This window comes from Micromonospora sp. NPDC047753 (assembly GCF_040642735.1).
Taxonomy (GTDB): domain Bacteria; phylum Actinomycetota; class Actinomycetes; order Mycobacteriales; family Micromonosporaceae; genus Micromonospora.
This window is the reverse complement of the sequence record NZ_JBEYSL010000207.1, coordinates 1-11,053: the sequence shown is the minus strand read 5'-3', so window position 1 is coordinate 11,053 and position 11,053 is coordinate 1. Positions and strand designations below refer to the sequence as shown.

Below are 11,053 nucleotides of genomic sequence, written 5' to 3'. Positions count from 1 at the left end.
CTGCGCCTGCGGCATGGTGAGCAGGTGTCGGGTGGCCGCGAAGAGGCTGGCGTGCGAGTGCAGCACCGCCTTGGGCACCCCGGTCGTCCCGGAGGCGATCGGGCCAGACGTGGACGAGGGCTGGGTTGGCGCCAAGGTGGTGACCGCGTACGGCAGGCCGGGGGGCTACGCCGAGCTCGCCGTCGCCGACGTCTCGTCTCTGCACCGGATCCCAACCGGACTGGGGTACGAGGCAGCCGTGACGATGGTGGTGACCGGCACCACCGCAATCGGCCTGCTCGACATCGCGGAGCTCACCTCTGGCGACGTCGTCCTGGTCACGTCCGCAGCCGGTGGGATCGGCCGTCTGGTCGTCCAGTTCGCCCGCCGTCTGGGCGCCACGGTCATCGGCGCGGCAGGCGGACCGGCCAAGGCGGCGGCCGTGCGAGAGCTGGGCGCCAATCTCGCTGTCGACTACAACCTGCCGGACTGGGCGGGCACCGTCCGCGACGCCCTGGGCGGACGCGGCGTTACGGTCGTTCTGGACGGTGTCGAGGGCGACAAGGGGCGGGCCGCCTTCGGGCTGCTGGCCGAGGGTGGACGCTACATCACGATCGGCGCGGCCTCCCGGGACGAGTTCCGTCCCGAGGAGGCACAGCTGAAGGAGCGTGGCGTGCGTTTCACCGACGCACTGGCCCTGCTGTTGGAGGGCCAGGACGCGGCCGTTGACGAGGCCCGCGCGCTTGCGGAGGCCGCCGCCGGTAATCTGGTGCCCGCCTTCCAGACTTTCCCCCTGTCGCAGGCCGCCACGGCGCACGCCGCCCTACAGGCGCGGGCAACGACGGGCAAGATCGTTCTCGTCCCCGACGCCTGATGGGGGAACCGAGGACGGCGCCCATGGCAGCGGAGGCTCGGCAGCAGCCGGTCTTCGCGGTGGCGGCCTGCCGGCACCGCGCCGGAACGCGGCGGGATCTCAGCCGGCCTGATGCGAGAGCGTCACGGCGATCGCTGGACCGAACGCGACACTGAGCAGATAGGCAAGGTTGAACAGGCCCAGGGCTTCGGCCTTGTGAGAGCCGGGCACGACGCCGGTCGCTCGCAGGGCGAGTACGCCCTGGCCGGTCGCGGCGGCAAGGGACGCGAGTGCCATTGCCACCAGCAGTAGCGGCACGGCGGAGGCGACCGCAGCCAGCAGCGGCGCGGCGACGGCTCCGCCGAGCAATGCGGCGGCCGTCACGCGGTGGGGCACCCGCACCGACGCCGCGATCAGGAAACCCGAGCAGAGGCCGCCGAGCAGGTACGGCGCCAGCAGCACGACTCCGCTCCGCGTGCTGTCCCAGCCCGCGTGCTCTCGCAGCAGATCTGGGGCGGCGTAGAGCAGGGTGAAGTTCACCAGGCCCACGGTGAAGACCAGCACGCACGCCGTGAGGAACCGGCCGTTACGCGCCACTGCGGCGGGCAGAAAGCCGTCGGGGCGAACGTTCGTCCGGACCACGAGCAACGCCAGCAGCGCGACGGTGACCGGGCCGGCCACCAGTGGACGGTGCGGAGTGAGAACTGCCGCGGTGACCAGCATGGCAAGGAGAGCCATGCCGAGCGGATCGAACGACGCCGGCACCGCGTGCGGAGGTGTGGCGTCGCGGCGGGCAGCAGGCACGGCGGCCACCGCCAGCAGGGGCAACGCCAGCACCGCCTGCCACGAAAGGAGTTCGGCTACCAGTGCGCCGGTCAGCGGACCGGTGGCCCCCACGACCGCCAGCGACGCGGCGACCACCCCCATCCGCCGAGGCGAATCAGCCAGTTTCATGGCCGTCACGCTGAGGCCGGCGGACCCCAGTGCCTGCACCGCCGCACCGGCCACCAACGCCGGCAGTGTCGGCACCAGCACGAGGAGGATCGTCCCCGCGGCCAGCAGCGCGGCCGAGGCGGTCAGGGCCGTCCGTACGCCGCGGCGGGCCAGTAGCGCCGCCAGCAGTGGCGTACCCAACGCGATCCCCCAGCCGAAGGCGGTCACGCCGGCTGCCGCGGCCCGTTCCCCGGTGCCCGTCGCGCGTGCCAGCTCGTCGAGCAGCAGGGCCGGCGCGGCGATCCCGTACGACAGCGGACCGGCCAGCAGGGCCAGCCAGGGCGTGGCCACCCGCCGTGGTGCGACCTGCCCGTGACGGTTGGCGGTTCTGTGTCGCTGTAGGTAATCCATGTCATCCTCCGGTGTCGGCTCGGTTCAGCCTCGCCGGGGTCGCTTACCGCCGACTGCTCGTCAACTGACGTTCGCCTCCGTGGCGTCGACGCCACGTCCCGGTGAGCGGGCCGGCTGTCGATCGACGTTTCGCGGGCGGAACAGCCGACTGGCTAGTGCTGTGTCCACTAACGTTGGCCGGGTTGTGTCAGACCCTCGTGGTTGGCTTCGGGTATGCCCAGACGTAGGGATTCAGGAGCGCCGCGGGTGGTGCATCGCACCGCCCGGGTCGGCCTGCGTCTGACCCGGGCGTAGCGGCAACGCTGCTTCGGCCTGCTCCGCGCGGCCGGGGATCTTTGGGCGTGTGTATTGGAATACAACAGCTGGCGGCATCGTCGTCACGATCGGCCGGTCGCGAGCTATCAGGAGTTGTGTCGACTGCTCGCCGCGTCTGGTCCGGGCACGTTCGGTGAGCTCGACTCGACCGGCGCCCGGTCGGTGTTGCGTCGCTATTCTGATGCGTGGTTCAGCGCTGCCGCCCGCCGCAGGGCGGGGCATGGTGAGGTGCGGTATCCGCGGCGGCGACGGTCGTTGATGCCGGTCCGCTGGTATCACGGCACGTTCGGTCTGAGTGAACGGCGGCTGCGGTTGCCGACTGCGGCCGGGAGCCCGCCGCTGGTGGTGCGCCTGGACCGGGCGGTTCCCTACCCCCATGATGCGGTGCGGTCAGTGACGCTGGTGTTCGATCAGGGGCGGTTGTGGGTCGAGGTCACCGCGGAGCTTCCGGTCGCGACCTACCCTGCGGGTCAGGTGCCGCAGCGGGGGCGGGTAGCCGGGGTCGACCTGGGCATCATTCACCCGTACGCGGTGGCAACCGGTGGCGGGCAGATGTTGCTGGTGTCCGGGCGGGCGATCCGCGCCGAGCACCGTCAGCACCTGGCCGACACGAAAGGCCGCCGCCGGGCGACCGCCGCCCGTGCGCCGACGAGGGGCCAGCGGGGTTCGCGGCGGTGGCGCAAGACCCGCCGGCGGGCTCGGCTGATCCAGGGGCGGCATCGGCGTCGGGTACGGCAGGCCGGGCACGAGGCCGCGAAGACCGTGATCGGCTGGGCAGTGCAGCACCGGGTCGGGACCCTGACCGTCGGTGACCCGCGTGGTGTCCTCGATCTTCCGGCGGGTCGGCGGCACAACCTGCGGTTGCGGCAGTGGCAACTCGGCCGGGCGATCGCGGTCCTGAAGGACAAGGCGGAGCTGGCCGGGATCACCGTGTATCTGGTCGATGAGCGGGGTACGTCGTCGACCTGCCCGGTGTGCCGGCGCAGAGTGGTCAAGCCCCACGGGCGGACCATGATGTGCAGGAGTTGCGGGTTCGTCGGGCATCGCGATGTTGCCGCGGCGTTCATCATCGCCACCCGGACCCCGGGCGGCGTCACCACCACCGCACCCGACATGGGTGCGGACATCACGCACCGTCGAGCAGGCCGACACCTTCCCGGTGCCGGGCTGTCCCGGCGTGACCCACGCCGCCCACCAGCGGTGTCAGGGTCGGTTGGCCGGCTGAGGCCCGCCCCACTACCGGTGGGGAGTCGCTCGCTCCGACAACGTCTGGGCGAGGAAGCACAACACCACCGACAACCCGGTGAACGTTAGTGGTCACAGCACTAGTGTGAAGCGGTGAGGTTCGGGGTGCTGGGCGAGATCGCGGTGTGGACGCCCGACGGCGGACCCGTCGCCGTACCCGGCCTGAAGGTTCGGGCTCTCCTGGCTGACCTGTTGGTCCATGAGGGGCATCCGGTGTCCTCCGACCGGCTCATCGAGGATCTCTGGGGTGACCGGGCGCCGGGCAACCCGCTCGGTGCGCTCCAGGCCAAGGTGTCGCAGTTGCGTCGCGCGCTGGAGTCGGGTGAGGCGGGTGGCCGTGCGCTTGTCGAGTCCGGTGATGCCGGCTACCGGCTGCGTATTTCGCCGGAGTCGGTCGACGCTGGCCGCTTCGCGGCTCTGTTGGCGCGTTCGCGGGCGCAGCGGGAGCCAGTTGGCCGGGCCGCGGAGCTGGCGGAGGCCCTGTCGCTGTGGCGTGGCTCCCCGTACGCCGACTTTGGTGACGAGCGGTTCGTCCGTCAGGCGGTCGAGCGGCTCGACGACCAGCGCCTGGCCGCGTTGGAGGAGTTGGCCGAGGCCCGGCTCGATCTCGGTGAGCATCACCTGCTCGCCGGTGAGCTGGCCGACCTGGTCACCCGTCACCCGTGGCGCGAGCGGCTACGGGCCGCGCACCTGCGCGCCCTGTATGGCTCGGGACGCCAGCGTGAAGCCCTGTCCGCCTACGAGCAGTTCCGTCGGCAGATGCGTGATGAACTCGGCATCGATCCCGGTCAGGAGTTGGCCGACCTGCATCGGGCGATCCTGCGCCAGGACCGCGCGCTGCAGCCGCCGGCACCGCCGTCGTCTCCGGTGCGAACCAACCTGCCGGCGCCTCTGTCACCTGGTCCGTACGGCGGATTGATCGGGCGTGACGAGGCCGTCGAGGCGGTTCGGGAGCGGCTGACGGACGGGCGGCTGGTGACCCTCACCGGAATGGGTGGGGTGGGTAAGAGCAGGTTGGCGCTGGAGGCCGCTCGTCTGCTGGCCGACACGTTCCCCGCCGGAGTGTGGCTCGTGGAGCTGGCGGGCCAGCCGCACTGCGACGGCGAAGCGACCTCTACCGAAGTTCTCGACGTGGTGGCGGCGACTCTTGAGATCCGCGACGATGCCCCGGCCGGTCTGCCCGGTGATCGGCCAGGTGAGCCGATGGATCGGCTGCTCGCCGCACTCCGGGACCGGCGGATGCTGCTGCTGCTCGACAACTGCGACCACGTGGTGACTCCCATCGCTGAACTGACCGAGAGTCTTCTGGGAGCTGCGGCCGACCTGCGCATCCTGGCGACGAGCCGTGAACCGCTCGGGATCCCGGGCGAGGTCGTCTTGCCGGTGCCGCCGCTGGAGCTGCCGGAGCCGGGAGCGACCGCGGAACAGATCGCCCGGGCCCCCGCGGTTCAACTCTTCGAGATCCGTGCCCGCGCCGTCGAGCCGGGCTTCATCGTCGATCAGCGGAACACGGACACGATCGCCACCATCTGCCGGCGTCTCGATGGCGTACCGCTGGCGTTGGAACTGGCCGCGTCCCGACTGCCCGTTCTCGACCCGGGCGAGTTGGCGGCACGGCTCGACGATCGCTTCCGACTGCTGTCATCCGGTCGGCGTACCGCGCCTCCTCGTCAGCAGGGGCTTCGCGCCATGATTGACTGGAGTTGGGAGTTGCTGTCGCCCTGCGAACGGACGGTGCTGAGCCGGCTGGCGGTCTTCGCCGACGGTGCCACCCTGGCTACCGCCGAGCAGGTGTGCGCGGGCGGACAAGTGGCGTCCGACGAGGTCCTCGATGCGCTGGCACGACTGATCGACCGATCGCTGGTCCTGACGCGCCACGGCGAGAGTCCACGACGCTATCGGCTCCCGGAGACGGTGGCTGCCTACGGTCTCGAACAGCTCGACAGTGCCGGCGAACTCCCGGCGACCCGTCGCCGTCACGCCGCGTGTTTCGTCCGTCTCGCCGAGCAGGCCGCAGGGCGGCTGCGGGGTCATGACCAGAGTCGCGCGCTACGGGAACTCGACGCCGAAAACGCCAACCTGCGGGCGGCACTCGACGTCGCCGCCACCGACGGTCAGCCTCGCGTGGGCCTGGCGCTCGCGACCTCGTTGGCCTGGTACCGGCTGCTCCGAGGTCGGCTCGGAGAGATGCGCCGGTCGCTGCGAACGGCGTTGGACATCGTCGCGAAAAGTGCGGACGACGTCGCATCGGACGCCCAGCGGCGACGTGCGGATATGTGGCTGACCGCCCTGGCCACCCGTGACGGTGACCCGAACGCTCCCCGGCAACGGATCCTCGACTGCCACCAGGACGCCGACGGGCCGGAGAAGGCGTTCGCGCAGTGGTTGTTCGCCTCCATGATGCTCGGTTCCGGAGATCCGGCTGAGGCTGCCGCCCTGGTCGACGCGGCGCTGACGACGTTCCGCGCCAACGGCGACCAGTGGGGCATCGCTGCCGCCTGCGCCACTCGGGCGGACCTCGCGCTCGTACACCGCAGCGACCTGCCCGGTGTGCAGCGTGACTGCGAGACCAGCCGGACGCTGTTCGTGCAACTCGGCGACTGCTGGGGGCAGGTGCATCCGACGAGCCTGTTGGGCACCCTGGCCGAGATCAACGGCGACTACGACAGCGCAGCCATGCGGTACCGGGAGGCGTTGCGCATCGCCGAACATCTGCGGCTGTGGACGTCGGTGTCCCGGCAGCTGGCGTGCATCGGACGGATCGCCCTGTTGCGCGGCGACCTCGACGAGGCGGCCGCCTGCCACGACCGCGCGCTACAGGTCGCGCGGGAACAGTCGAGCCGGTCCGCCGCCGCCTTCGCCGGTACGGGCCTGGCGATGATCGCTCGCCGCCGGGGTGACCTCGACGCCGCCGAGACCCAGCAGCGGGACCTACTCGACTGGAACCGGCACGCCGGCTACCTGCCCGGCTGCGCGCTTGCGCTTGCCGAGTTGGGATTCATCGCGGAGCACCGCGGCGATGCGGTCCTCGCCGAGCGCCACCACCGAGAGTCGCTCGGGGCGGCGCACGCCACCGGGGATCCCAGGGCTGTCGCCCTGGCCCTTGAGGGCCTGGCCGGGGCGACCAGCCTCGGCGGTGACCATCGCCTCGCCGTACGGTTGCTCGGCGCGGCCCGCACGCTTCGCGCGGGCGCCGGAGCGCCGTTGCCCCCCGGTGAGCAGCATGACATCCAGCGCATCACCTCTCGCCTCCGCACGGCGCTGAGCAGCGAGGAGCTCGCTGCCGAGATGAGCCACGGCGCACAGCTCGACTTGGACAAAGAGGATTTCAACGGCATCGGTAAGGGGATGGTCAGCGAACGGTAAGCCTGCTCGGCACGGTTGACCGAGAACCGAGCCGACCCAGGAGGTAACCGTGCAGACCGCTGCCAGGATCGCCGTCATCTACTACTCCGCCACCGGCACTGTGCACAGGCTCGCGCAGGCATTCAGGGACGGAGCGGCCGACGCCGGCGCGGAGGTCCGCTTGCGCCGGGTGGCGGAGTTGGCACCGGATCAGGTCGTCGATGCCAGGCCGCAGTGGCGTGCCCACCTCGACGCCACCGCCGATGTTGCGCTCGCCACCCTGGACGACCTGCGGTGGGCGGACGGGTACGCCTTCGGCACACCGACACGTTTTGGCAACGTCTGCTCTCAACTGCGCCAATTCATCGACACCACGACCGCCCCCTGGCAGGCAGAGGAACTGGCCGACAAACCGGCGACCGGCTTCACTGCCAGTTACGAGGAGCACGGCGGCCAAGAGTCGACCCTGCTCAGCCTGTACCAGACGTTCCACCATTGGGGGGCGGTCATCCTGCCCACGGGCTACCTGAACTACGACACCGCGCACGCCGCCGGCGGGAACCCGTACGGCGTCAGTCTCGTGGAGAGCCGCGCCGGCCGAGATCCGGAGTACGCCAGAGCCGTCCTCGAGGCGGCCCGCTTCCAGGGCGCACGCCTCACCCGCCTGACAGCCGCCGTCCGCGCGGAGAGCCACCTCGGGTAGGAGCCACCTGACGCATCGAATCGAATCACCGAGTAGAAACGAGAAAATCATGCTGTCAGCAACCACCGCGGATCCGACCGAACAGGCCAGCCGGGTGACCGTGCTCGGTCTCGGCGAGATGGGCTCGGCGATCGCCAAGACGTTCATCGATCGCGGACACCGTACGACGGTCTGGAACCGGACCGTGAGCAAGGCCCTGCCGATGGTCGACTCTGGCGCCACGGCTGCCGCGAGCGCCGCGGAGGCCGCGGCCGCCAGCCCGCTCGTCGTGGTGTGTCTGCTCGACGGCGCGGCGGTCGACGAGGTGCTCGCCTCCGTGGACGCCGCAGTCGCGGGCAAGGTCTTGGTGAACCTGACCAGTGGCTCTCCCCACCAGGCACGGGCCAACGATCGCTGGGCGAGAGATCGCGGGGCCACCTACCTCGATGGCAAGATCATGGGAGATCCGGCAGACGTCGGTACGCCGCACGTCATGTTGTCGTTCAGTGGTCCCCGCACGGCCATCGATGCGCACGGGTCGACGCTGGGGGAGTTGGGCACCGTCACCTACCACGGGGAAGAAGCCGGCTTGGCCGCCGTTGAGTTCATGGCGCAGGTCGCGATGGGCTACGAGATCCTCATCGGGTTCCTGCACACCCTGAGGCTGGTGCAGGCAGAAGGAGTCGACGTAGCGGAGTTCGCCGAGCGCGCCGCCAGCTCCGTCGCCGCGCTGCCCCCGCTGTTGACCTCGATCGGCAACGCGGTCAAGGCCGGCGAGTACCCGCCGGATCTCGGCCCGCTCAACGTCCAGGCCGCCCTGATGGACGACATGATCAGCCATCGGGAGTCCATTGGCGTGGAAGCCGTGCGGATGCGAGAGGTCAGGGACCTGATGAACCGCCGGATCGCTGACGGCTTCGGCGCTCAGGGGTTCTCGAGCTTGTTCGAGCTGCTGACAAAGCCCTGATGGCGGTCTCTCAGCACCCGTTCTGAGACGTTGACTGGGGCTGGGCGCGTGCCATCCGGCATGCGCCCAGTGCCCGGTCGTTCAACTGCGCTGGTGACCACGCCTCGCCACCGCGGTCGTGCACTCCATTCTCGTCCTTCGTGGACGGACTCACTGGACCGGGACGAAGGTGGCGGCCAGCACCCGCCAGTGGTCGTCCTCACGCACCCAGAGTCGGGTGTAGCGCAACCGCGCGGACACGGCGGCACCGCTCTGGACGGCATCCACCGCAGCGACCATGCGAGTCACCCCGGTCTGGCCGTCTTCCTGGATGTCGAGTGACTCCTCCACCAGGCTGGTGATCCGCAGTGCACCGGAGCGGTAGCCGGCCAGGTCGTCTTCCTTCGTAAAGACCGTGCCGTCCGGTCCGGCACCCACGACCTGCGGGTGCAGTAGCGCGTCGAGGGACTCGACGTCAGCGGCGCGCTGGGCGGCCTGAAGTTGCCGTTCCGCGGTGAGGAGATCCATCCACCGATCCTCCGCAGCGGGCCCCAACAAGACAAGCGGGTTCGCTCGCGGCAGAACGGCGGCGTGCGCTCGCGCCGTCCGAGGACCGCCCGGACCGATGGGTTGCGCTCAGGGCTCCTGCTTGGCTTCAGCCCGGTGGTGGCTCAGCAGTCGACCGAGCAGCCGCCGCAGCTCCGCGCGCTCGTCTTCGGACAATGGCGCAAGCAGATCGTTCTGGATGTCGAGGATCTGCTCGTCGAGCCAGTGCAGCCGCTGGCGGCCGGCCGGCGTGACGGTGATGACGTTGCGCCGCCGGTCGGCCTGGTCAGGCATGCGCTCCACCAGCCCGGTCTGCGCCAGCTCGTTGATCGTCGCCACGATGTCGCTGACGTGGATGCCGCTTCGCCGCCCCAGCGCGGCCTGGCTGGCCGGACCAAACTCGTCCAGCGAGGCCAGTACCCGGTAGTGGTAGCCCCGCGCGCCGGCCCGGGCGAACCCGTCCGCGACCAGCCGCCCCGCGTGAGCGGCGGTCTGCGTCATCAACCAGCTGGTGAGGCTGCTGAGTCGGGCCGGCGTCTCGTCCTGGACGGATGGATCCACGGACCCATCCTACCAGTCTGTTGGTGGCACCTACGATTTGATACCGTTGGTCGTCCTAACGTTTGGTCAACCAATGAATCAACTGATCGCGAGGTGACGAACCATGAGCGAGGCCACCCACACCCTCGACATGACCATGATGTTCGCGGTGCACGACGCCCTGCGCCGAGACCTGGCCCAGCTGGCCCGGGTCTCCGCCACCACCGACGACGATCCACGGCAGATCCTGCGTGCGGCGGTCGGCTGGGAGATGTTCAAGTCGTTCCTCCGGGTGCACCACACCTCCGAGGACGTCGCGGTCTGGGGCCCGATGGAGACCCGGCTGGCCGACCAGCCGGACAGGGCACTGCTCGACGCCATGGAGGCGGAACACGCGGCAATCGATCCGCTGCTCGACGCCGTGGACGCCGCCATCGCCGATCGGGAGTCCGGGCCGCAGCGCCTCGGCGACGTGGTCGACGCCCTCTATCTGAGCGTCGCCGGGCACCTGCGGCACGAGGAGGACGAGGGCCTGCGCCTCATCGAGTCGGTGCTCACCCCGGGGCAGTGGGCGGCGTTCGGTCAGGACCACCGGAACCGTGTCGGCGCGGACTCCGCGCGTTACCTGCCCTGGCTGCTCCAGGGGGCATCGCCGGAGACCGTCGCCGCCATCCTCGGCCGCATGCCGGAGGAGATCAAGAGGGCGTACGCCACCGAGTGGCGGGCCGGGTACCTCGACCTCCGCCCCTGGAACCCCCGCATTCGCTGATCCGCAAACGCCGACTCTGGAGACAATCAATGCCTGTCTACGAAGAATCGAAGGCCTCGCTGGCGGTGGAGCCGGAAACGGGCCCACCACCACGACTCGGCCTCGCACTGCTGGTCATCGCGGCCGCCCAGCTGATGCTCGTGCTGGACAACACCATTACGAACGTGGCCCTGCCGAGCATCCAGCGGGCACTGGGGATGGCCACCGCCGACCTCAACTGGGTGATCACCGCGTACGCGCTCGCCTTCGGCGGTCTCCTGCTAGCCGGTGGCCGAGCCGGTGACCTGTTCGGTCGACGGCGGGTCTTCCGGATCGGCCTGGTCCTGTTCACCGTCGCCTCACTGCTGGGTGGCTTCGCCTGGTCCGGCACCGTCCTCATCGCCGCCCGGGTGCTGCAGGGCGTCGGCGCCGCCATCGCAACGCCGGCCGCACCGACGGCCTCACCGTCGCACCGAACCTCTGGGCCGGCGTCGGCCTGGTCCGCGAGGG

The 11,053-nt window shown here is 70.4% G+C and carries 10 protein-coding genes; 7 read left to right on the top strand and 3 right to left on the bottom strand.

The window, feature by feature from the left end:
• Nucleotides 1-139 precede the first annotated feature (139 nt).
• Nucleotides 140-853 (top strand): zinc-binding dehydrogenase, encoded by a 714-nt coding sequence (locus tag ABZ749_RS18560; protein ID WP_357229304.1) that lies wholly within the window; start codon nucleotides 140-142, stop codon nucleotides 851-853.
• Nucleotides 854-952: 99 nt separating this feature from the next.
• On the opposite strand, the gene ABZ749_RS18555 is transcribed toward ABZ749_RS18560, so the two are convergent.
• Complete coding sequence (locus ABZ749_RS18555) at nucleotides 953-2,176, bottom strand: MFS transporter (protein WP_357229301.1); 1,224 nt, start codon at nucleotides 2,174-2,176, stop codon at nucleotides 953-955.
• 312 nt (nucleotides 2,177-2,488) lie between these two features.
• Here ABZ749_RS18555 and ABZ749_RS18550 point away from each other — a divergent pair, with 312 nt between their 5' ends.
• From ABZ749_RS18550 to ABZ749_RS18535, 4 genes are all read left to right on the top strand, one after another.
• Entirely contained in the window at nucleotides 2,489-3,805 is a 1,317-nt protein-coding gene (locus tag ABZ749_RS18550) for a transposase (RefSeq protein ID WP_357229307.1), read from the top strand.
• A gap of 24 nt (nucleotides 3,806-3,829) precedes the next feature.
• Nucleotides 3,830-7,102, top strand: coding sequence for a BTAD domain-containing putative transcriptional regulator (locus ABZ749_RS18545; protein ID WP_357229298.1), 3,273 nt, complete (start codon nucleotides 3,830-3,832; stop codon nucleotides 7,100-7,102).
• A gap of 49 nt (nucleotides 7,103-7,151) precedes the next feature.
• Complete coding sequence (wrbA, locus tag ABZ749_RS18540) at nucleotides 7,152-7,784, top strand: NAD(P)H:quinone oxidoreductase (protein ID WP_357229295.1); 633 nt, start codon at nucleotides 7,152-7,154, stop codon at nucleotides 7,782-7,784.
• A 94-nt stretch (nucleotides 7,785-7,878) separates the two neighbouring features.
• Complete coding sequence (locus ABZ749_RS18535) at nucleotides 7,879-8,730, top strand: NAD(P)-binding domain-containing protein (RefSeq protein WP_357229292.1); 852 nt, start codon at nucleotides 7,879-7,881, stop codon at nucleotides 8,728-8,730.
• 150 nt (nucleotides 8,731-8,880) lie between these two features.
• On the opposite strand, the gene ABZ749_RS18530 is transcribed toward ABZ749_RS18535, so the two are convergent.
• Both ABZ749_RS18530 and ABZ749_RS18525 read right to left on the bottom strand, forming a co-directional pair.
• Nucleotides 8,881-9,237 (bottom strand): nuclear transport factor 2 family protein, encoded by a 357-nt coding sequence (locus ABZ749_RS18530; RefSeq protein WP_357229289.1) that lies wholly within the window; start codon nucleotides 9,235-9,237, stop codon nucleotides 8,881-8,883.
• 108 nt (nucleotides 9,238-9,345) lie between these two features.
• A complete protein-coding gene (locus tag ABZ749_RS18525) occupies nucleotides 9,346-9,816 on the bottom strand; it encodes a MarR family transcriptional regulator (protein WP_357229286.1) in 471 nt (156 codons plus the stop codon).
• A 103-nt stretch (nucleotides 9,817-9,919) separates the two neighbouring features.
• Between ABZ749_RS18525 and ABZ749_RS18520 the strand changes: the two genes are divergently transcribed.
• A complete protein-coding gene (locus tag ABZ749_RS18520) occupies nucleotides 9,920-10,564 on the top strand; it encodes a hemerythrin domain-containing protein (RefSeq protein ID WP_357229283.1) in 645 nt (214 codons plus the stop codon).
• Nucleotides 10,565-10,593: 29 nt separating this feature from the next.
• Nucleotides 10,594-11,053, top strand: a 460-nt coding sequence (locus ABZ749_RS18515; protein ID WP_357229281.1) for an MFS transporter, incomplete at its 3' end; no start/stop codon positions are given.

Excerpts from the sequence above, each read along its gene's own strand:
- ABZ749_RS18555 (WP_357229301.1), bottom strand. The coding sequence starts at position 2,176 with ATGGATTACCTACAGCGACACAGAACCGCCAACCGTCACGGGCAGGTC.
- ABZ749_RS18530 (WP_357229289.1), bottom strand. The coding sequence starts at position 9,237 with ATGGATCTCCTCACCGCGGAACGGCAACTTCAGGCCGCCCAGCGCGCC.
- ABZ749_RS18520 (WP_357229283.1), top strand. The coding sequence starts at position 9,920 with ATGAGCGAGGCCACCCACACCCTCGACATGACCATGATGTTCGCGGTG.